Origin of the sequence: Streptomyces sp. NPDC060232, from assembly GCF_042726555.1 — a bacterium.
Classification (GTDB): Bacteria; Actinomycetota; Actinomycetes; order Streptomycetales; family Streptomycetaceae; genus Streptomyces.
The window spans coordinates 282,627-303,727 of the sequence record NZ_JBHXAG010000004.1 but is presented as its reverse complement, the minus strand read 5'-3'; the positions used below and the strand labels follow the sequence as shown (position 1 = coordinate 303,727).

The following is a 21,101-nucleotide window of genomic DNA, read 5'->3' as shown; positions in this document are numbered from 1 at the left end:
GCCCGTGCTCCACGGAGGTCACCCCTCCCCGGCCTCTCCGCTCCCCTCGCTCCCCTTGCCGTGGACCCGGGCCACCCAGTCCGCGGGCCGGTCGATCTCCGCCTTGGTGGGCAGCGTGTTCGGGGAGGTCCAGACCCGGTTGAAGCCCTCCATGCCGACCTGGCCGACGACGGCGCGCACGAAGCGCTCGCCGTCGCGGTACTGGCGCAGCTTGGCGTCGAGGCCGAGCAGCTTGCGCAGGGCGACGTCGAGGCGGCCCGCCCCGCTGGCGCGGCGCTGCTGGAACTTCTCCCGGATCTCGGCGACCGACGGCACCACCTGGGGTCCGACGCCGTCCATGACGAAGTCGGCGTGTCCCTCCAGCAGGGACATCACGGCGGTGAGGCGGGCCAGGATCTCGCGCTGCTCGGGGGTCTGCACGAGCTCGACGAGGGAGCGGCCCTCGTCTGCCTCCTCGGCGTCCGGGCGGGCGCCGGCGAAGGACTGGACGGCCTCCCGGATGCGTTCCAGGACGGTCATCGGGTCGATTTCGGTGGCGCCGAGGAACGTCTGGATTTCGCCTTCGAGGTGGGCGCGCAGCCATGGGACGGCCGTGAACTGGGTACGGTGCGTCTCCTCGTGCAGGCAGACCCACAGCCGGAAGTCGTGCGGGGCCACCTCCAGCTCGCGCTCGACGTGGACGATGTTCGGGGCGACGAGCAGCAGCCGGCCGCCCGCAGCGGAGGCCGGCAGGTCGCGGGAGACGGGCGCGAAGGTCTCGTACTGGCCCAGGACCCTGGAGGCCAGGAAGCTCAGCAGCATGCCCAGCTCGACGCCGGTGACCTTGCCGCCGACCGCGCTGAGGACCGCTCCGCCGGGGGCGCCGGCGCGGCGCTCCTGCATCTTGCCGAGGAGCGGCGTGAGCAGCTCCCGGAATCCGGCGACGTTGGCCTTGACCCAGCCGGCCCGGTCGACGACCAGGACGGGGGTGTCGGGGACGGCGCCGCCGTCCGGGATCATCCGGGTGTACTCGCGTACGTGCCGTTCCGAGGTCCTGGCGTGCCCGCGCAGTTCGGCGACGACGGCCCGCGCCTCGTCCCGGGTGACCTCCGGGCCGGGTCGCACCAGCCGGGTCGCCGTCGCCACCGCGAGGTTCCAGTCGACCATCTCCGCACCACTGATGCTCGTCATGCGTCAACCGTACGTGGGCGAGCCCTCCGGCGGACCCCCTACGGAGCGGCCGCGACGGCGGCGGCCAGCTTGTCGAGGCCCTTCTCGGCGCCCTCGGGGCCGGGGCTGCCCGCCGTGAGGAAGGCGAAGGCGAGGAGCCTGCCCGTGGAGTCGACGACGGTGCCGGACAGGGAGTTCACTCCGGTGAGGGTGCCGGTCTTGGCGCGGACCAGGCCGGCGGCCGGCGAGCTGCCCGCGTTGCGGGCGCGCAGGGTGCCGGTGAAGCCGGCGACGGGGAGCCCGGTGAGGACGGGCCGCAGCTCGGGGTGGCGGGGGTCTGCGGCCTTGGCGAGCAGGCCGGTCAGCAGGCCGGCGCTGACCTTGTCGGCGCGGTTCAGGCCGCTGCCGTCGGCGAAGCGGGAGCCGGCCGTGTCGATGCCGAGGCCGGCGAGCCTGGCGGTGACGGCCCTCTCGGCGCCCTCGAAGCTGGCAGGCTGCCCGGAGGCGAGGGCGGTCTGGCGGGCGAGGGCCTCGGCGATGTCGTTGTCGCTGTTGGTCAGCATCCGTTCGACGAGCCCGGCCACGGGGGTGGACTGGGTGACGGCCAGTGGCTGGGCGCCGGCGGCGGCCTTGGCCCGGACGGGTTCCGCGGTGACCTTGATGCCGCGCTCCGACAGCAGGGTGGCGAAGGCGCGGGCGGCGGCCTTGGCGGGGTCGTCGACGCGGTCCACGGGTCCGGAGGTGGAGTCGTCGGGGCGGCCCTCGTCGGCCGCCAGGGCGGTCACGGGGGCGATGTTGGGATTGACGCCGATCGGGTGCCGGACGGGCCCGGTGTAGAGGCTGTCGTCGTACCCCAGGGTCACCGTGTCGGTGCCGGCGGCCTTGAGGGCCTGGGCGGCGTCCGCGGCCAGGGCGACGAGGCTGCCGCCGGATCCGGCGGGGCTCTTCTTCTTCGCGGTGAGGGAGGGGTCGCCGCCGCCGACCAGGACGACCTGTCCCGGGGTGGCGCCGGGCACGACGGTGGTCCTGATCCGGTGCTCGGGCCCGAGCGCGGCGAGCACGGCCGCCGCGGTGGCGATCTTGACGGTGGAGGCGGGGGTCATCGGCTCGCGCGCCCCGGACTCGTAGAGCACCTGCCCGGTGGCGGCGTCCACCACGGAGGCGGTACGGACGGTGCCGAGCGCCGGGTCGGCCAGCAGCGGCCCCAGCCGGGCGGCCAGCGCGTCGGCGGGTCCGGCGGCGGCGGCCTGCCCCCGCGGTTCGCCGGGACCGACGGCGCCCAGTACTCCCGGGGCGCTGGGCGCGGCCTGGGGGAGGGAGCCGGCGCCGGCGCCGGCCGCGCCACCGTGATCTGCGCCACCCGTGCGGCCCCAGGAGGCGGCCGCGTCCCGCTCGGCCTTACGCTGGCCGGAGTCCCATGGACCGGCGGCGGCCACCGCTGCCACCGACAGGGCGAGGCCGGCGACGGCCGCACCCGCGGTGAGCTGCCACGTCTTGACCAATGGCACCTCGGACCAGCCCCTTTCGCGATCACACATATGCGTGAGGGACACTTAACCACTGCGTCTTGCCGCGAGCATGGCACCCCACCCGACAGGGCTGGGCCGGACGCGCACGCAGTTGAATCAATGCCGTCTCGAAGCAATGAAGCTGATCATGGAGGAGCAGGACGTGGAGTTCGACGTCACCATCGAGATCCCCAAGGGTTCGCGGAACAAGTACGAGGTGGACCACGAGACCGGCCGGATCCGTCTGGACCGTCGCCTCTTCACCTCGACCAGCTACCCGGCCGACTACGGCTTCGTCGAGAACACCCTCGGCGAGGACGGCGACCCGCTGGACGCGCTGGTCATCCTTGACGAGCCGACCTTCCCGGGCTGCCTGATCAAGTGCCGCGCCATCGGCATGTTCCGCATGACGGACGAGGCGGGCGGCGACGACAAGCTGCTGTGCGTGCCGGCCTCCGACCCGCGTGTGGAGCACCTGCGCGACATCCACCACGTGTCCGAGTTCGACCGCCTGGAGATCCAGCACTTCTTCGAGGTCTACAAGGACCTGGAGCCGGGCAAGTCCGTCGAGGGCGCGAACTGGGTCGGCCGCACCGAGGCCGAGGCCGAGATCGAGGCCTCGTACAAGCGCCTGGAGGCGCAGGGCGGCCACCACTGAGCTCAGGCTCGGCGGCGGTGACGGGCCGGGGGTCTCCCCCGGGCCCGCGCGACGGTGACACGGCGGGCGGCATCCCCCTGGGGGGGTGCCGCCCGCCGTCGTGTTCGGCGGGGAACCAGGTTTCGACGGGGAGGAAACGGTTCCGCATACTGGTACTCCGGGTGATCACGAACGGGAGGACGCGTGGCGGAGGCCGACGGGGCGGAGGACAGCAAGCCCCGGTCCGACGAAGCGCACAGCGCCTTCACGCCGCCTCCCGGCACGGGACCGGAGGTCCCCGACGACGACCAGCCCACCTCGGAGTTCGTGCGCCCGCCGGGGGCGGAGCCGGCACAGCCCGAGCCGGAGGGGTCGGCCTTCGCCGCGCCGGCCACCTACAGCGCCGCGCATTCCCCGCCCGCCTACACCCCGGGCCAGGGCTTCCCCGTCGCCCAGATGAAGGAGTCGCCCTGGCAGGACCGCATGCGCACGATGCTGCGCATGCCGGTCGACGTGCGCCCCGTTCCGGACCTCGTGCAGCGGCCGAGCGAGGCGGGGCCGGCCGTGGGCCGCGTGCTCGACCTGACGCTGCGCATCGGGGAGCTGCTGCTGTCGGGCGGCGAGGGCTCCGAGGACGTGGAGGCGGCGATGTTCGCCGTGGCCCGCTCCTACGGGCTGGACCGCTGCGAGCCGACCGTCACCTTCACCATGCTGTCGATCACGCACCAGCCGTCGCTGGTCGACCACCCGGTCTCGGCCAGCCGGACCGTGCGCCGCCGGGGCACCGACTACACCCGTCTGGCGGCCGTGTTCCGGCTGGTGGCGGACATCAGCTCGCCCGAGACCGACATCTCGCTGGAGGAGGCCTACCGGCGCCTCGCCGAGATCCGGCGCAACCGGCACCCGTACCCCACGTGGGTGCTCACGGCGGCCGCCGGGCTCCTCGCCGGGGCCGCCTCGACCCTGGTCGGCGGCGGGGTGCTGGTCTTCTTCGCGGCGGCGCTCGGCGCCGTCCTCGGCGACCGGCTCGCGTGGCTGTGCGCCGGGCGCGGACTGCCGGAGTTCTACCAGTTCGTGGCCGCGGCGATGCCGCCGGCCGCCTTCGGGGTGGCGCTCAAGCTCGCCGAGATCGAGAACATCAAGGCCTCCGCCGTGATCACCGGCGGGCTGTTCGCGCTGCTGCCGGGACGGGCCCTGGTCGCGGCCGTGCAGGACGGCCTGACCGGCTTCTACATCACCGCCGCCGCCCGGCTCCTGGAGGTCATGTACCTCTTCATCGGCATCATCATGGGCGTGCTGGTCGTGCTCTATCTCGGGCTCCAGCTGGGCGCCTCGCCCAAGCCGGAGGAGGTCCTCCAGATCACCCAGCGGCCGCTGGTGCAGATCGCGGCGTCGATGGTGCTCGTCTTCACCTTCGCGATCCTGCTCCAGCAGGAACGCTCCACCGTGTGGATCGTGACCCTCAACGGCGGGGTGGCGTGGGTGACGTTCGGGGCGCTGCACTACGCGGGCGGGATCCCGCCCGTGCCGTCCACGTGCATCGCGGCCGGGCTGGTGGGGCTCTTCGGGCAGCTCTTCTCCCGCTACCGCTTCGCCTCCGCCCTGCCGTACGTCACCGCCGCGATCGGGCCGCTGCTGCCCGGCTCGGCGACGTACTACGGGCTGCTGCTGATCGCCGAGGACCGGCTCAACGAGGGGCTGGGCTCCCTGGTGAACGCCGCGGCCATCGCGCTGGCCATCGCGATCGGGGTCAACCTGGGGTCGGAGACCTCCCGGCTGTTCATGCGCATCCCCGGGGCGGCGAGCGCCGTCAAGGGCCGCGCGGCGGCGAAGCGGACCCGCGGCTACTGAGGGCCCGCCGACGGCCCGCACACCGGCCCCGGCATGCGGAACGGGCCGCACCCCCTGCCCCCGGCGGGGCGGGCGTGCGGCCCGTTCGACGACGCGTGGTCTCAGCGCTTGGCGTGGCGGCCGCGCGGGCCCGGGGACTGCGGGCCGGTGCCGTCGACGACGGCGGCCGCGTCCGGGGCCTGGGCGGCGTTCGCCTTGTTCTCCTTGCGGGCCTTCAGGACCTCGAAGACGACCGGGATGACGGAGATGAGGACGATGCCGACGAGGATCGGCTCGATGTTCGTCTTGATGAACTCGATCTGGCCGAGCCAGTAGCCCGCGACGGTGACGCCCGCGCCCCAGCCGATGCCGCCGATGATGTTGTAGGTCAGGAAGGTGCGGTACTTCATCGTGCCGGCGCCCGCGACCATCGGGGCGAAGGTGCGGATGATCGGCACGAAGCGGGCGAGCACGATGGCCTTGGGGCCGTGCTTGTCCATGAACTCGTGCGCCTTGTCCAGGTTCTCCCGCTTGAAGAGCTTGGAGTTGGGCCGGTTGAAGAGCTTCGGCCCGAAGTACTTGCCGATCATGTAGCCGACCTGGTCGCCGATGATCGCCGCGGCGACGATCAGGGTGCAGACCAGCCACAGCGGCTGCTTGATGTACTGCCCGTCCGCGACCAGCAGGCCCGCGGTGAAGAGCAGGGAGTCGCCGGGCAGGAAGGCGAAAAGACCCGACTCGGCGAAGACGATGACCAGGATGCCGATCAGACCGAAGTGCGAGATCAGGTAGTCCGGGGACAGCCACTCAGGGCCGAGCGCAAGCGTATACACGGGTTCCGGACTCTCCTGGAATCGGGGGAAGGCAGCGATGGGGGCGGTTTCAATTATCAACGCACACGACCCCCGCCCGGTTCCAGGTACCGGCGGGGGTCGCGGGTGTGACGTTCCGCTTACGCCTTGCGCACACCGTTCGCCAGGATCGCGTCCCTCAGGTGTGCGGCCATGCCCGGCTTCACCGCGTCGTAGAACGCCGTGAAGCGCTCGTCCGCCACGTACATCTCACCGAGGCACGTGTGCATCTCGTACGGGCAGTCGTAGAACCACGTGTGGATGTGCAGGCGGTGTTCCTCGGCCAGGTCCATCGCGGCCTCGCCGTCGGCGGGTTCACCAGCCTCCATGGCCGCGGCGTACCGGCGGCCCCACTCGGCGGACTCGTCCTGGATCCGCTGCCAGTCGTCCTTCGTGTACGAGGCCGCGCGGCGCTGGGACTCGGCGTACGCCTCGGTGTCTCCCCAGCGCTCCTCGACCTCCTGCGCGTACCTCTCGGGGTCCGCGTCACCGAAGACCTCGAACTTCTCCTCGGGCGTGAGGTTGATGCCCATCTTCTTCGCCTCCATGGCGTGCTCAACGGCCTTGGCCATCTGCTGGAGCCGGGCGATCCGGTCGGTCAGCAGGGCATGCTGCCGGCGCAGATGCTCCTGTGGATCCGCCTGCGGGTCGTCCAGCAGGACCGCGACCTCTTCGAGGGGGAAGCCGAGCTCCCGGTGGAACAGGATCCGCTGCAGCCGGTCCAGGTCGGCGTCGTCGTACCGCCGGTGTCCCGCGTGGCTGCGGCCGCCCGGGGAGAGCAGCCCGATCTCGTCGTAGTGGTGCAGGGTGCGCACCGTGACCCCGGCGAAACCGGCGACCTGGCCCACGGAGTAGCCCATCTCTTCCCTCCTCTGCTCGGGTACGTCCCTCACTGTGGTTCCTCACGCCGCGTGAGGTGCAAGTCCCTTTCGCGGGCTACCTGCTCAGTGCCCGGTAGCGGCCCACCGCCAGCGGGAAGAAGACCGCGAGCAGCACCAGCGGCCAGGCGACCGCCAGCAGGGCCGCGTGGTCGGCGGCCCACGACGGGGGCGCCGCGGCCGGGTTGCCGAACAGGTCGCGGACGGCGGTGGCCGTCGCCGAGAGCGGGTTCCATTCCACCACCACGCCCAGCCAGCCCGGCATCGACTCCGGCGTGGCGAACGCGTTGGACAGGAAGCCCACCGGCCACACCAGGATCTGCACCGCCTGGACCAGCTCCGGCCGGCCCGCGACCATGGCGAGCCAGATCCCGATCCACAGCATCGCGAAGCGCAGCAGCAGGAGCAGCCCGAAGGCGAGCAGCGCGGCCGCCGCGCCGCCGTGCCAGCGCCAGCCGAGCAGCAGCCCGACCGCGGCCAGGACCAGCAGGCCCACCGCCGACTGGAGCATGTCGGCGGCGCTTCGGCCCACCAGGACCGCCGAGGAGGACATCGGCATGGCGCGGAAGCGGTCGATCACCCCCTTGTTCAGGTCCTGGGTGACGGCCGTCAGGGTGGCCTCCAGCCCGAAGGCCATGGTCAGGGCGAGCATCCCCGGGACGAGGAACTCGACGTACTCGCCGTCGATCCCTCGCCCGCCGCCCACCAGGAAGCCGAACATCAGCAGCATCATCACGGGGAAGACCAGCCCGACGACCATCTGGACCGGCTGCCGCGCCCAGTGCGCCAGCTCGCGCCGGGTCATCGTCCAGGAGTCCGAGACCACCCAGACCGCGCTCATGCGGCCACCTCCTCGCGGTCGGTCAGGTGCAGGAACACCTCGTCCAGCGTGGGGCGCCGGACGGCGAGGTCGACCGCCTCGACGCCCGCCTCCTCCAGCGTCCGCAGGGTCCGGGCCAGGCCCGCCATCCGGTCCTGGACCGGGAAGCTCAGAGTCAGGGTGTCGGGGTCGACGGCAGGATCGGGCAGCAGCCGCGCCGCCTGCGCCAGCCGGGCCGCGTCCCGCAGGACCACGACGATCCGGTCCGCGCCGACCAGGGCCTTCAGTTCGTCGGCCGTGCCCTCGGCCGCGACCCGGCCGCCGTCGACGAGGGCGATGCGATCGGCCAGTTGGTCGGCCTCCTCCAGGTACTGCGTGGTGAGCAGGACGGTCGTACCGCCGCCCACCAGGGAGCGGACGGCGCTCCACACCTCGGCGCGCCCGCGCGGGTCGAGGCCGGTGGTCGGCTCGTCCAGGAACAGCACCTGCGGGTCCGTGATCAGGGAGGCGGCGAGGTCGAGCCGGCGCCGCATGCCGCCGCTGTACTGCTTCACCGCCTTGCGGCCGGTGTCCGCGAGGCCGAAGCGCTCCAGCAGTTCGTCGGCGCGCCGCCCGGCCCGGCGCGCGCCCAGGTGGTGGAGGCGGCCGAACATCTCCAGGTTCTGCCGCCCGGCCAGTTCCTCGTCGAGCGCCGCGTGCTGGCCGAGGAGGCCGATGCGGGAGCGCACGGCCGCCGGGTCGGCGGCCACGTCGTGGCCCGCCACCCGGACCGTCCCCTCGTCGTGCCGGAGCAGGGTGCTCATGATCCGCACGGCCGTGGTCTTGCCGGCGCCGTTGGGGCCGAGCACGGCGTGCACGGTGCCGCGAGCCACCTCCAGGTCGAGCCCGGCCAGGGCCTGCTTGTCGCCGTAGCGCTTGTGGACGCCTTGGACGGAGATCGCCAAAGTCCACTCCTCACTAGTCAAATTTGAATACCAGGATCCGCAAAAGTAGTGCCCGCTCGCGAGCTAGTCAAACTTGATTAGGCGTAGGGGTTCTCCTGGCCCTCGGCCAGTACCCCCACGAAGGGCTCCCCGCCCTCGCCCGCGAAGGAGTACGCGCCGCCCTCGATCCGGGCGATCAGCCCGCGCGTCCACTCCGCCTCGGCGTCGGCGGAGTGGACCCACCTGTGCATGATCTCGCCGATGTGGCCCAGCGCCTCCGGGCCGCCCTCGGGCGTGTAGTAGTCGGTCACCGACGACCGCCAGCCCGCCAGCTTCGCCAGCCGCTCCCGCAGCAGCGCCAGCACCTCGTCCCGCGGCAGGTCGACCATGAAGCCGATCGCCGCCGACAGCACGTCCGTCTTCTGGTCGTACGCCGCGAGCGCCTCGCGCAGCAGCCTGAAGTACTCCTCGCGGCCGGCGTCCGTCACCTCGTACTCGGTGCGCGGCGGTCCGCCCGCCGCGCTCGGCGCCACCTCGTGCGCGAGCAGGACGCCCTGCTTCGCCATCTGCTTCAGCGCGTGGTAGATCGATCCCGGCTTGGTGTTCGACCACTCGTGGGCGCCCCAGTACTCCAGGTCGTTGCGCACCTGGTACCCGTGGGCCCGCCCGTGCTGGCGGACCGCGCCGAGGACAAGAAGCCGGATCGCTGACATGGGGCCAGGCTAAGCCCCGGCCGTCCGGCCCCTCGCCTAGCCCGTCGCCTTGGTGCCGTCGAGGGACTCGCGGACGATGTCGGCGTGGCCCGCGTGCCGGGCGAACTCCTCCACCAGGTGCAGCAGCATCCAGCGGATCGAGACCTTGCCGTCCTGCGGGAACCAGGGCGCGGGCGGCAGCGGGAAGGTGGCGTCCAGGCTCGGCACGGAGGCGACGAAGGCCTCCGTCTCCTGCCGGATCCCGTCCCAGAAGGCCAGGACGGAGGCCACGGACTCGCCGTCCACGAGCCGGAAGGCCTCGCTGTAGTTCTCCTCGGTGCGCTGGAGCTCGTTCGGCCGCTGCTGGGCCATGCGCAACCAGCTCAGCTCACACTCGGCCACGTGCTTGAGGATTCCGGACAGGCTGAGCTCGCTGACGCTGGGGCGGCTCGCCGCCTGCTCCTCGTCGAGTCCGAGAAGGGTCTCGCGGATCGCCGCGCGCTGGGACTCGACGAAGGCGAGGAGCGTGCCGCGCTCGTCGCCGAGGACCTCGGTGGAAATCTGGGCCATGACCGGACCGCCTCTGCGTGGTGTCGCCGGGGGCCTCTCCCCCGGCAACCCACACGCTACGGAGCGATGCGGTCAGATCCTGTCCTCATTCCCCGGCCGGGTTCGACGTGTTCTCCTCGTCCGGCCGAATCGCGGGCAGCGCCGTGGCGGGCTTCGGGAGCAGGGCCTTGGAGAGGTCCTGCTTCCCGGTCGGGTCGAGCCCGTACATCGCCTCGTAGATCTTGCGGACGGCCGGCCCGGAGGCCCCGGAGCCGGTGCCGCCCTGGGAGATCGTCATGACGATCGCGTAATCCTCGGTGTAGGAGGCGAACCACGAGGTGGTCTGCTTGCCCTGGACCTCGGCCGTGCCGGTCTTGGCGTGCATCGGGATCTGCTTCTGCGGCCAGCCGCCGAAGCGCCAGGCGGCGCTGCCGTCGGTGGCCACGCCGGCGAGGGCCCGGTCGATGTTGTCGCGCGTCTTGGCGTCCATCGGGAGCTTGCCCGTCTCCTTGGGGGCGATCTCCTTCACCGACGTCCCGTCGGCGCTGACGACCGCCTTGCCGACACTCGGCTGGTGCAGGGTGCCGCCGTTGGCGATGGCCGCGTAGACGGACGCCATCTGGAGCGGGGTGACGAGCGTGTCGCCCTGCCCGATCGAGTAGTTGATCGCGTCACCCTCGCGCAGCTGGTTGCCCTGGCGGCAGTTCTCGTAGGCGATCTTCTCGGCGAAGCTGCCGTTCTTCTTGCCGTCCCGGCACCAGGCGTCCTTGTTGGCGTCGAAGAAGTCCTGCTTCCACTTGCGGTCGGGGACCCGGCCGGGCACCTCGTTGGGCAGGTCGATGCCGGTGCGCTTGCCCAGACCGAACTCGTGGGCCGTCTTGAAGAACCAGTCCTTCGGGTCCTTCTTCGGCTTGATGCCGCCGTCCTTCTTCCACTCCTGGTCCGCGATCAGGTAGTAGACCGTGTCGCAGGAGACCTCCAGGGCCCGGCCGATGGTGATGTCGCCGTAGCCCTGCGACTCGAAGTTCGTGAAGGTCTGGTTGCCCACCGAGTACGAGCTGGGGCAGGGGTAGCGGTTGTTGAAGGGGTAGCCGGCGTTGACCGCGGCGGTCGAGGTGACCACCTTGAAGATGGAGCCCGGCGCGGCCTGTCCCTGGATCGCGCGGTTCAGCAGCGGGTAGTTGGACTCCTTGTCCGTGAGGGAGGCGTAGTCCTTCGCGGAGATGCCGCCCACCCAGGCGTTGGGGTCGTAGGTCGGGTTCGAGGCCATCGCGACGATCCGGCCCGTCTTGGACTCCATCACCACGACCGCGCCCGAGTCGGCCTCGTAGTTGCGGCCGGTGTTCCTGTCGTGGACCTTGCGGGCGTCGATCATCGCGTTGTTCAGCTCGCGCTCGGCGACCGCCTGCACGCGGGAGTCGATCGAGGTCACGATGTTCGAGCCGGGCCGCGCCGGGTCTGTCTCGCCCTGCCCGATGACCCGGCCGAGGTTGTCCACCTCGTAGCGGGTGACACCGGCCTTGCCGCGCAGATCCTTGTCGTACGTGCGCTCCAGACCGGAGCGGCCCACCTGGTCGGAGCGCAGGTAGGGGGAGTCGGTCTTCTTCGCCTTGGCGATCTCCTCGTCGGTGACCGGCGAGAGGTAGCCCAGCACCTGGGAGGTGTTGGCCCCGTCCGGGCCCGCGTAGCGGCGCAGCGCGGTCGCCTCGGCCGTGATGCCGGGGAAGTCCTCGGGGTGCTCACGGATCTGCAGGGCCTGCTCCGTGGTCGCCTCGTCACTGATCGGGATGGGCTGGTAGGGCGAGCCGTTCCAGCAGGGCTGCTTGGTCTTGGAGTCGCAGAGCCGGACCTTGTCGACGACCTCCTGCGGGTCCGTGCCCAGCACCTCGGCGAGCCGGGTCAGCACGGACTTGCCCTTGTCCTTCATCTTCAGCAGCTCGGTACGGCTCGCGGAGACCACCAGGTGGGTGGCGTTGTCGGCGAGCGGGACCCCGCGCGAGTCGAGGATCGAGCCGCGCACGGCCGGCTGGACCACCTGCTGGACGTGGTTGTTCTTCGCCTCGTCGGTGTACTCCTGGCCGTTGCGGATCTGGAGGTACCACAGCCGTCCGCCCAGCGTGAGCAGCAGGGAGAAGACCACGACCTGGATGACGACGAGCCGGTTCTGGACCCGAGGGGTCCGGCCGGTCTCCGGTATGTTGCTCAACTCGATCTCCCCCGGGCGGCTGCCTACGCCCGGCCGAGTCTAACTAGAACGGGAACGCCGTCCGCCCGTGCTGGACGGAGATCCACTTCTGGGTGGTGAACGCCTCGACGGTGGCCTCGCCGTTCAGCCTGCCCAGGCCCGAGGCCTTCTCCCCGCCGAACGCGGCCAGCGGTTCGTCCCCGATCGTGGAGTCGTTGACGTGCATCATCCCCGTCTCGATCCGCTGGGCGAAGCGCACGCCCCGCTCCACGTCCCGGGTGTGCACGGCGCCGCTGAGCCCGTACGGGGTCGCGTTGGCCAGCCGTACGGCCTCGTCCTCGCCGTCGAAGACCACCAGCAGCGCGACGGGGCCGAAGATCTCCTGGCCCAGCAGCGGGGAGTCCTCGGGGATCCCGGCGAGCACCGTCGGCTCGACCAGGTTGCCGCGCGTAGAGCCCCGTACGAGTGCCCGGGCACCGGATTCAACGGCCTGGTCCACGAGCGCGGTCAGGGCGTCGGCCTGGAAGGAGTTGATCAGCGGGCCGATGTGGGTGTCGGCCTCGTGCGGGTCGCCGGTCTTCAGGGCGCGCACGCGCGCGGTGAACTTCTCGGTGAACTCCTCGGCGACACAGGCGTCCACGAGGATCCGGTTGGCGGCCATGCAGACCTGGCCCTGGTAGACGAAGCGGCTGAAGACGGCCGCGTCCACCGCGTAGTCGAGGTCGGCGTCGTCGAGGACGACGAGCGCGCTGTTGCCGCTGAGCTCCAGGACCGTGCGCTTGAAGTGGCGGGCGGCGATCGCGCCGACGTGCCGGCCGACCCGGTCCGATCCCGCGAAGGAGATGACCTTGGGGACGGGGTGCGTCAGGAGCGCGTCGCCTATCTCGGCGATGTCGGTGACGAGGACGCTCAGCAGGCCGGCGGGCAGCCCGGCGTCCTCGAAGATCTTGGCGATCACGCCGCCGCCGACGACCGGGGCGTTCTGGTTGGGCTTGACGACCACCGCGTTGCCCAGGGCCAGGGCCGGGGCGACCGACTTGAGCGTGACGAGGAAGGGGAAGTTGAAGGGGCTGATCACGGTGACGACGCCGACGGGCAGCCGCTGGACCCGGTTCTCCTTGCCCTCGACCGGCGAGGGCAGGATCCTTCCTTCCGGCCGGACGGCCAGCTGGAGCGACTCGCGGATGAACTCCATCGCGAGGTGGACCTCGTACTCGGCCTTGGGACGGGTCCCGCCGAGCTCGTCGATCATCGCCTCGACGATCTCCTTCTCGCGCTCCTCGGTGATCCGCAGGGCGCGCTCCAGGACCGCGCGTCTGGTGTACGGGCTGGTGGCGGCCCATTCCCGCTGGGCGCGCTCGGCGCCGCGGTACGCCTGGTCCACCTGCTCGACGGTGGCCACGGTGATGGCCGCGAGCTTCTCCCCGTTGTACGGGTTGACGTCGATGATGTCCCATGAACCGTTGCCGGCCAGCCATTCGCCGTCGATGTACTGGTGAGCGAGGTCGCTGAATATGGACATGCCATCCCTTACTGCGAGCGCGCACCCGTGCGCTGCACCGGAGACCGATCGGTCATCATGCACTGATCAGACGTCATACTACGTGCGGATCAAGACAGTTGGAGTAGGCCGCGGAGAAGATCCCGGGTCCGGTCGGGGTCGGGGCAGTCGGCCTGGAGGCGCTCCATCGCCCGCCCGTACTGCCCCACTTCCTCGTCCTTGTCCAGGTAGAGGGCGCTGGTGAGCTGTTCCAGATAGACGATGTCCTGCAGGTCGGACTCGGGGAAGCGCAGCAGGGTGAAGGCTCCGCTCTCGCCCGCGTGCCCGCCGAAGGAGAAGGGCATCACCTGGAGCTGCACGTTGGGCCGCTGCGAGACCTCGATGAGGTGCTCCAACTGGCCGCGCATGACGTTGCGGTCGCCGTACGGGCGGCGCAGCGCGGCCTCGTCCAGGACGGCGTGGAAGACGGGGGCGCTCTCGGACACGAGCACCTTCTGCCGCTCCAGGCGCAGCGCGACGCGGCGGTCGATCTCGGCGGCGGAGGCGCCGGGCATGCCGCGGCTGACGACGGCGTGGGCGTAGGCCTCGGTCTGCAGCAGGCCGTGGACGAACTGCACCTCATAGATGCGGATGAGCGACGCGGCGCCCTCCAGCCCGACGTAGGTCTGGAACCAGCCCGGCAGCACGTCGCCGTAACTGTGCCACCAGCCGGTCGCGTTGGCCTCGCGGACCAGTCCCAGGAGGGACTCGCGCTCGGTGCTGTCCGTGACTCCGTAGAGCGTGAGGAGGTCCTCCACGTCCCTTGCCTTGAAGCTCACCCTTCCCAACTCCAAGCGGCTGATCTTCGATTCGGATGCGCGGATCGAGTAGCCGGCCGCCTCACGGGTGATGCCGCGGGATTCTCGGAGTCGCCTGAGCTGGGAGCCCAGGAGGATGCGGCGCACCACAGAACCGCTTGCTTCTGCGGTCACTAGTACTGCCCTCCCCATCGCATTGGCGTGCGCGTGGTGTGCGCGGCGTCTCGGGGCCCCCGTACCCCAGAGGCCGCAGTCTGCCACCAAAACGCATCGGGCCGTACTCGTTCTGTAACGGAATCCCGCCTGCGGGAGAAGAAGTCCGTAAGTCTGCGTAGGAAGAAATGAGCAAGAACCATGACGTGAGCGGACAGGTCCGGCGCGTGCACGTGCATCTGCCCTTGCATCCGGCCCGGGCATTCGGAACCATGGTCCCCGCGCACCTGCGTGCTCTTCGCGCCGGCGCGGGACCCACCCCGCAGTTCTTTCTGGACGGAGTTGACCGCTCCGCCCGCGAATCCCGGGAGTGCCTCGCATGGGGACGAATGGATCGACCATGCTCGAGCCGTTACGGCAGGGGCTTCCCCCGGTCGACCCCACGGCTGTCTCCGGGTCCGCCTCATGCGCCCTTCCCGCACGCTTCGACGCGGTGCGGGGCGCCCGCACCTTCACCCGCTCGACGCTGTCCCAGTGGGGCCTCGACGACCGCTTCGACGATGTCTGCCTGGTCGTCTCCGAGCTCGTCACCAACGCGCTGCGGCATGCCCTGCCGGAGGATTCGCGGGGGCCGGACGCCGAGCCGGAGCCGCCGGTACGGCTGCACCTGATGCGGTGGAGCACCCGGCTGGTGTGCGCGGTGCGCGACCCCAGCGAGGACCGGCCCGGCGGGGCCTTCTCGCCGGAGCGGACCGAGGAGAACTTCGACCTGGAGTCCGGGCGCGGGCTGTTCCTGGTGGACTCGTACAGCGACAGCTGGGGCTGGCACCCGCTCGCGGGGCGGCTGACCGGCAAGGTGGTCTGGGCGCTGTTCCTGCTCCACGACTGAGCCACCCGTACACGACGACTGGCCGGGACCGATCACTGCGATCAGTCCCGGCCAGTGCACGTGCATGGCGTGATGAGTGCGCCGTTCCGTCAGCCGATCAAGTGATCGAACTCGCCGTCCTTGACGCCCAGGAGCAGGGCTTCTATCTCGGCCGGCGTGTAGACGAGCGCCGGACCGTCCGGGAAGCGCGAGTTGCGCATGGCGACCTCGCCTCCGGGCAGCTTCGCGAATTCCACACAGGAACCCTGAGAGTTGCTGTGTCTGCTCTTCTGCCACGTCAGCTCAAACAAGGAAGCGAGTTCTGCAGCTGCCATCCCGTTGTACGCGTGGTCCACAGGAAGCCCCCGATAGTGCAGATGTCAACTCCACCGGATCATAGCTGTGTTCATGGGCTGCTGCATGCGCAGATGCACGTGCACGCGGGGTGTTCCGGTGATCACAGACAGGTCCGCCCCGGGGCCGGAGGGGGAACGCCCTTGTTCCGCAACGCCGTCCAGCCCGACAGGACCTGGCAGCTGCTCCTACCTAGGACTTGGGGAGCCTCGGGCGGCGGCCGCCCATGTGGGCCCGGTCGGCGGCCGCCGTGCCGTCCTCCCAGCCCGCGTGGTCGGTGGCGCCGCGCAGCCGGGTGGTGGTGGTCCGGGGGAACATCTCCTCGGCCCGGGAGGTGACCGCCACGTCGCGCGCCACCAGGGCGGGCAGGTTGTCCGGGGCCTCCGTCGCCGCGTGCTCGGCGGTCTCGGCGAGCCGGTGGCCGAGCCGGCTGGCGTAGGCCAGCAGGAACGACTGACGGAAGGCTTTGGTCCGCTTGCGTCCGCCCGACCGCTGGGCGGCCTCCGCGCGGGTCATCGCGGCCGTCCCCTGTACGAGGAGCGAGGTGTGGAGCAGCTCCACCGCCTCAAGGTCGCTCTCGAAGCCGACCACCGTGGAGAACTCGAAGGCGCTGTTCCACACCGCCCGGCAGCGGTTGGCGGTGGCCACCGCGTCGAGCAGGACCGCCTTCGCCTCCTCGTACGGGGGCTCGACACCGATCCGGCAGGCCGCCGGCACCTGCGCAGGGCCGACCCCGCGCGCGGCCAGCAGGGCCTCGTCCACGGTGTGCCGGGCCATCAGCTCCTGGGCCTTGGCACTCAGCGCCTCGGCCTCCTCCGGGTAGGTGGTCGCCTCGGCCTTGGCGAGCAGGGCCCGGATGCGGCCCAGCATGCGCGGCTCGATGTGGGCGTGCTCCGCGAGGGCGTCGACCGGGTCTCCGGGCAGCGGACCCACGGGCTCTACGGAGGGCAGCCGGATCAGCAGCCGCAGCACCTCCAGGAAGGCGGTGGCCAGCGTGAACCGGTCGGCCCGCTCCCGCTGCGCGAGCCCGTCGGCGTACTCCTCGTCGCTCTTCCACCACACCTCGGCGGTGGTCCAGCGCTCCGGGAGCCGGGCGTAGCGGCGCCCTTCGGCGGCGATCAGGTCCCCGGTGATCCGCAGGTGCCGCTCGTCGAGGTCGCGGCGGACCAGCCGCAGCACGTCGGCCGGCTGCCAGCCCCGCTCCCAGCCCTGCCGTACGCACGCCTCCCCGCGCGCCAGCAGCTCCCTGCCCACCCCTGACCAGCGCCCGGAATCGGCGGCGAGCAGCGAGGCCCCGGTGTCCAGCCCGGCGTCGTCCTGGGCGTAGAGGGCTGCGGCGAAGGCTCGGTCGACGGTCTCGGCAAGGTCTCTCACACCTCTCAGCTTGGCATGCCCGCCTTCGCCTCCCCCTCCCCGCGGGCGGCCTCGACGCCGCGACCGCCGCGGAGCGCGGGGGGCGGGGGGGCGGGCTCCGCCCCGCCGGCGCTCGCAGCGCAGGGCGCCGCGCCCGGGCGACGGCGGCCGACCGGCCGCTGTCGGACCCCGGTGGGACACTCGCACCCATGAGCGACCGCACTCCCCGGTGGGCCCTCGCCGAGGACGGCGACGGGTGGTGGCACGCCGCACCCGTACCCCCCGCCGACGGAGTCCGGGCGGACGCGGCCCCGCTCCGTGTCCGCGATCCCGCCGAGGCGATCCGCTGCGCCCCGCCCGGCACCCGCTGGGTCTGGCGGTCCACCGCCGCCGTGTACCCGCGCCTGCTCGCGGCCGGCGTCCGCGTCGAGCGGTGCCACGACATCGAGGACGCCGAGCTGCTGCTCCTCGGCCACGAGGGCCGCTCCGGCGAGCCCCGCTCGGCCGCCGCCGCCTGGGCGCGGCTGAACAACGCCCCCGTACCGCCCGACCCGCGGCAGCGCGCGGCCGACCCGCGCGCCCAGGACTCCCTCTTCGACCCGCGGCCCGCCCCGCTCTCCCTGGACGCCCTGCTCGCCGTCCACGCCGACCAGGTGGGGCGGCTCGGCACGACCGCGCACCCCGACCGGATGCGGCTGCTCGTCGCCGCCGAGTCCGCGGCCTTCCTCGTCGCGGCCGAGATGAACCGGGCCGGCCTGCCCTGGCGGGCCGACGTGCACCGCGCCCTGCTGACCGAGCTGCTCGGCGAGCGGTACGCGGGCGGCGGGGAGCCCCGGCGCCTCGCCGAGCTGGCGGACCGGGTCTCGGCGGCCTTCGGCCGGCGCGTACGCCCCGACCTGCCCGCGGAGGTGATCAGAGCCTTCGCCAAGGACGGGATCAAGCTGAAGTCCACCCGCCGCTGGGAGATCCAGGAGCTGGACCACCCCGCCGTCGAGCCGTTGGTCGAGTACAAGAAGCTGTACCGCATCTACACCGCCCACGGCTGGAGCTGGCTCGGCGACTGGGTCCACGCAGGCCGCTTCCGCCCGGAGTTCATCCCCGGCGGCACGCTCACCGGCCGCTGGGTCACCAACGGCGGCGGAGCCCTGCAGATCCCGAAGGTGATCCGCCGGGCCGTCGTCGCCGACCCGGGCTGGCGGCTCGTCGTCGCCGACGCCGACCAGATGGAACCGCGCGTGCTCGCCGCGATCTCCCGCGACCCCGCCTTCATGGAGGTGGCCGGCCGGCCCGAGGACCTCTACACCGCCGTCTCCCGCCAGGGCTTCTCCGGCGACCGCGACAAGGCCAAGATCGCCGTCCTCGGCGCCGTCTACGGGCAGACCTCCGGGGACGGCCTGAAGAACCTGGCCGCGCTGCGCCGCCGCTTCCCCCGGGCCGTGGCGTACGTGGACGACGCGGCGAAGGCCGGGGAGGAGGGCCGGCTCGTACGCACCTGGCTCGGCCGCACCTGCCCGCCGCCCGCCGGCTCCGGCGAGGGCTACGAGGCCGGCGACGGGGGCGTGGATCCCGGCGCGGGCGAGCCCGAGGGCGAGGCCGGGACCACCCGGGACCGGGAGGACGGCTGGACCCCGAGCTACGCCTCCGCCAACACCCGGGCCCGCGGCCGGTTCACCCGCAACTTCGTCGTCCAGGGCAGCGCCGCCGACTGGGCCCTGCTGATGCTCGCGGCGCTGCGGCAGGCGACCGCCGGGATGCGCGCGGAACTGGTGTTCTTCCAGCACGACGAGGTGATGGTGCACTGCCCGGCCGAGGAGGCCGAGGCCGTCGTGGAGGCGATCCGCGCCGCCGGCGACCGGGCCGGCCGGATCGCCTTCGGCGACACCCCGGTCCGGTTCCCGTTCACGACGGCGGTCGTCGAGTGCTACGCCGACGCCAAGTAGGGCTCGTACGAGCCCAGGTCGTGTCTTGTGGATCAGGGCGGATCAGCTCGCGGCGTCCGGTGCCGTGCATCGTACGAGGGCCTTGCGCCGGCACGCCGAGAGCACGCACCGAACGACGCGGAAACGCACCCTGCTTCCCCAGAACCGCTCAGGTCCTGTCTGGAGTTCCGCCGCAACGCCGCGGGGGAACTCCAGACAGGGCCTAGTTCCGGTCCCGGTTCCAGCCCGGCACAAGCGCGATCTCCTTCAGCTGCTCCAGCGTGACCGCGGGCGTCCGGCGGGTGGCGGCGCCGTTCTGGTTGGCGGTGTTGAAGCCGGAGACCGTCACCCGCAGGCCGTTCTTGCGCAGGGTGTCCACGGTCCACTGGACCACACCCTTGCCCTTCTCAGCGGGACCCTGCGTGATCCTGACCTTCGTACCGTCGGACTCGGTGGTGACGTCGGGGCCCGTGAAGCCCGAGGTGCTCTCGCCCTTGGAGACGTTGAGCTGGACCAGGGACAGGCCCTTGCCGTCGTCGAGCACGGCGTATCCGTACGAGCCTTCCCCGCCCCGGGAGGCGATCGGGATCCCGAGGGGGGCCAGCAGCGACTCCAGGGCGTCGGCGGCGCTCCGGTCCTTCAACACCACACCCGACCCGGCGTCCCGCGACCCCGGCTCCGGCGCGGCGGCCGGCAGGTCGTTCAGCGCGGGGAACCAGACCGGGGAGGTGACCAGGGTCTTCAACTGTGCACTGCCCAAAGGTGGTTCGGGGCGCGTGACGGCCGCGTCCTTCTCCGCGGGGGCATTCCATTCGGAAGCCTCGACCAGGAAGCCCGCAGGGGTCACGAGCACGGCCCGCCAGCACTTGGTGTCCACCCGGCGGTCGGGGTACTCGTACCCCTTGTGGATCAGCAGCTTCGACCCGTCCGGCAGTTGCTCGGTCCGGCAGTCGTCGTAGCCCTGGAGGTTCTTGTCCCCGCACTCGGTGAGCTGGCGGGCCTGACTGCCTTGGGGGTCCACGCGGGAGAGGCTGACGCTGACGGCCGCCTTCCCCTTCCCGTCGTCGTACACGCCGGAGGCCGCCGCTCCGCCCTCGCTCTCGGTGCCGCGCGCCGACGTGGCGGTCAGCTTCCCGCCCTCCCGGGCCAGAGCCTTCTCCAGAGCGTCCGTCATCCGCTCCGCACTGACCGCGCCGCTGCCCACCCGCGGGCTCGCGGCCCCGGAGTCGGGCGCGCCGTCGGTGCCCGAACCGCCGCCCGGCGTCGGCGTCGGCGCCGCGGCGACGGTGACGCCGTCCGCGCCGCCCGCGCCGTCGAGGAGGCCGCTGGTGTAGGCGCCGGCCGTCGCGATCAGGGCCAGGGCCAGCACGGATCCGCCGACCACAGCGGCCCGGCGGCGCGCCACCAGGCGCCGGCCGCGCTCCTCGCCGGCGTTCACCAGGGCATGCCGGTCGACCGTGAAGCCGTCCCCCGCCTGCCGGAGGGCCGCACCGAGATCATCTTCAAAGGGCATGAGGAACTAGACCTTCCGTTCAAAGGGTGGGGGTGGGCGATGCCGGGAGGTGCAGGGGTCCGGCGCCTTTCGGGTCCTTCAGAGCTCCGCGAAGGCGCCGAGGCTGCCGCCCAGCTCCGCCCGCAGCCGGGCCAGCGCCCGGGAGGTGCGCGTACGCACCGCCGCCGAGCTGACGTTCATGGCGTCGGCGGTCTCCTCGACGCTGCGGTCCTCCCAGTAGCGCAGCACCAGCACCGCCCGGTCCTTGGGCGCCAGCCGCCCCAGCGCCTCCAGCAGGGTCATCCGCAGCGCCGGATCGCCGCCGCCCGCCGCCACCGCTCCGGTGTCGGGGAAGCGCCCCGCCGGGCGCTCCCCCGCCGACCGGCGGCGCCGGTGCGTCAGGTAGGCCCGTACCAGCACCGTCTGCGCGTACGCCGCCGGATTGTCCACGCGGGCGATCCGGCCCCAGTGCAGGTACATCCGGCCCAGGGTCTCCTGCACCAGGTCCTCCGCGAGATGGGTGTCCCCGCTCGCCAGCAGACAGGCCGATCGGTACAGGTGCCCCGACCGGCCCGCCGCGAATTCACGGAACCCGTCCCTGCGACCCTGTCGCATCCACTCCCCCTCGCGTCCGTCTCACTC

General features: G+C 72.0%; 19 protein-coding genes. 4 read left to right on the top strand and 15 right to left on the bottom strand.

The window, feature by feature from the left end:
• Window positions 1-18: 18 nt before the first annotated feature.
• Window positions 19-1,170 carry a zinc-dependent metalloprotease gene (locus ACFWFZ_RS09770; RefSeq protein WP_387119144.1) on the bottom strand — a complete coding sequence of 384 codons (1,152 nt, stop codon included), beginning with the start codon at window positions 1,168-1,170 and terminating at the stop codon, window positions 19-21.
• 38 nt (window positions 1,171-1,208) lie between these two features.
• On the bottom strand, window positions 1,209-2,657 hold the full coding sequence (gene dacB / locus ACFWFZ_RS09765) for a D-alanyl-D-alanine carboxypeptidase/D-alanyl-D-alanine-endopeptidase (protein WP_387119141.1): 1,449 nt from the start codon (window positions 2,655-2,657) through the stop codon (window positions 1,209-1,211).
• A 163-nt stretch (window positions 2,658-2,820) separates the two neighbouring features.
• On the opposite strand from dacB, the gene ACFWFZ_RS09760 reads away from it, so the two are divergent.
• Both ACFWFZ_RS09760 and ACFWFZ_RS09755 read left to right on the top strand, forming a co-directional pair.
• Window positions 2,821-3,315, top strand: a complete 495-nt coding sequence (locus ACFWFZ_RS09760) for an inorganic diphosphatase (protein ID WP_008742522.1) — start codon at window positions 2,821-2,823, stop codon at window positions 3,313-3,315.
• A 183-nt stretch (window positions 3,316-3,498) separates the two neighbouring features.
• Window positions 3,499-5,145, top strand: coding sequence for a threonine/serine exporter ThrE family protein (locus tag ACFWFZ_RS09755; protein WP_387119138.1), 1,647 nt, complete (start codon window positions 3,499-3,501; stop codon window positions 5,143-5,145).
• A gap of 101 nt (window positions 5,146-5,246) precedes the next feature.
• Here the strand turns inward: ACFWFZ_RS09755 and ACFWFZ_RS09750 are convergent, their stop codons facing one another.
• The 9 genes from ACFWFZ_RS09750 to ACFWFZ_RS09710 all read right to left on the bottom strand — a co-directional run bounded on the left by ACFWFZ_RS09750 (window position 5,247) and on the right by ACFWFZ_RS09710 (window position 14,512).
• A complete protein-coding gene (locus ACFWFZ_RS09750) occupies window positions 5,247-5,957 on the bottom strand; it encodes a DedA family protein (RefSeq protein ID WP_387119136.1) in 711 nt (236 codons plus the stop codon).
• A 119-nt stretch (window positions 5,958-6,076) separates the two neighbouring features.
• The gene (locus tag ACFWFZ_RS09745; protein ID WP_387119133.1) at window positions 6,077-6,835 is read right to left on the bottom strand and encodes a MerR family transcriptional regulator; all 759 of its coding nucleotides are present in this window, start codon (window positions 6,833-6,835) and stop codon (window positions 6,077-6,079) included.
• 76 nt (window positions 6,836-6,911) lie between these two features.
• Complete coding sequence (locus ACFWFZ_RS09740) at window positions 6,912-7,694, bottom strand: ABC transporter permease (protein WP_387119130.1); 783 nt, start codon at window positions 7,692-7,694, stop codon at window positions 6,912-6,914.
• A complete protein-coding gene (locus ACFWFZ_RS09735; protein ID WP_387119127.1) occupies window positions 7,691-8,617 on the bottom strand; it encodes an ATP-binding cassette domain-containing protein in 927 nt (308 codons plus the stop codon). The genes ACFWFZ_RS09740 and ACFWFZ_RS09735 overlap by 4 nt, the downstream gene beginning before the upstream one ends.
• Window positions 8,618-8,694: 77 nt before the next feature.
• Entirely contained in the window at window positions 8,695-9,309 is a 615-nt protein-coding gene (locus ACFWFZ_RS09730; protein WP_387119124.1) for a PadR family transcriptional regulator, read from the bottom strand.
• A 36-nt stretch (window positions 9,310-9,345) separates the two neighbouring features.
• Window positions 9,346-9,858, bottom strand: a complete 513-nt coding sequence (locus ACFWFZ_RS09725; RefSeq protein ID WP_387119121.1) for a DinB family protein — start codon at window positions 9,856-9,858, stop codon at window positions 9,346-9,348.
• A gap of 85 nt (window positions 9,859-9,943) precedes the next feature.
• Window positions 9,944-12,043: a penicillin-binding protein 2 gene (gene mrdA, locus ACFWFZ_RS09720; protein ID WP_387119118.1), complete on the bottom strand. Its 2,100-nt coding sequence runs from the start codon at window positions 12,041-12,043 to the stop codon at window positions 9,944-9,946.
• A gap of 43 nt (window positions 12,044-12,086) precedes the next feature.
• Complete coding sequence (locus tag ACFWFZ_RS09715) at window positions 12,087-13,544, bottom strand: aldehyde dehydrogenase family protein (protein WP_387119115.1); 1,458 nt, start codon at window positions 13,542-13,544, stop codon at window positions 12,087-12,089.
• An 89-nt stretch (window positions 13,545-13,633) separates the two neighbouring features.
• Window positions 13,634-14,512 carry a helix-turn-helix domain-containing protein gene (locus ACFWFZ_RS09710; RefSeq protein WP_387119112.1) on the bottom strand — a complete coding sequence of 293 codons (879 nt, stop codon included), beginning with the start codon at window positions 14,510-14,512 and terminating at the stop codon, window positions 13,634-13,636.
• 361 nt (window positions 14,513-14,873) lie between these two features.
• On the opposite strand from ACFWFZ_RS09710, the gene ACFWFZ_RS09705 reads away from it, so the two are divergent.
• The gene (locus ACFWFZ_RS09705) at window positions 14,874-15,362 is read left to right on the top strand and encodes an ATP-binding protein (protein ID WP_387119109.1); all 489 of its coding nucleotides are present in this window, start codon (window positions 14,874-14,876) and stop codon (window positions 15,360-15,362) included.
• Between the two features lie 89 nt (window positions 15,363-15,451).
• Here ACFWFZ_RS09705 and ACFWFZ_RS09700 read toward each other — a convergent pair whose 3' ends face one another.
• The gene (locus tag ACFWFZ_RS09700; protein ID WP_030029825.1) at window positions 15,452-15,697 is read right to left on the bottom strand and encodes a DUF397 domain-containing protein; all 246 of its coding nucleotides are present in this window, start codon (window positions 15,695-15,697) and stop codon (window positions 15,452-15,454) included.
• Window positions 15,698-15,887: 190 nt separating this feature from the next.
• Complete coding sequence (locus ACFWFZ_RS09695; protein WP_387119105.1) at window positions 15,888-17,069, bottom strand: DUF2786 domain-containing protein; 1,182 nt, start codon at window positions 17,067-17,069, stop codon at window positions 15,888-15,890.
• A gap of 188 nt (window positions 17,070-17,257) precedes the next feature.
• Between ACFWFZ_RS09695 and ACFWFZ_RS09690 the strand changes: the two genes are divergently transcribed.
• Window positions 17,258-18,988, top strand: coding sequence for a bifunctional 3'-5' exonuclease/DNA polymerase (locus tag ACFWFZ_RS09690; RefSeq protein WP_387119103.1), 1,731 nt, complete (start codon window positions 17,258-17,260; stop codon window positions 18,986-18,988).
• A gap of 202 nt (window positions 18,989-19,190) precedes the next feature.
• Here the strand turns inward: ACFWFZ_RS09690 and ACFWFZ_RS09685 are convergent, their stop codons facing one another.
• Window positions 19,191-20,480 (bottom strand): hypothetical protein, encoded by a 1,290-nt coding sequence (locus ACFWFZ_RS09685; protein ID WP_387119100.1) that lies wholly within the window; start codon window positions 20,478-20,480, stop codon window positions 19,191-19,193.
• Between the two features lie 78 nt (window positions 20,481-20,558).
• Complete coding sequence (locus ACFWFZ_RS09680) at window positions 20,559-21,074, bottom strand: SigE family RNA polymerase sigma factor (RefSeq protein ID WP_387119098.1); 516 nt, start codon at window positions 21,072-21,074, stop codon at window positions 20,559-20,561.
• Window positions 21,075-21,101 lie beyond the last annotated feature (27 nt).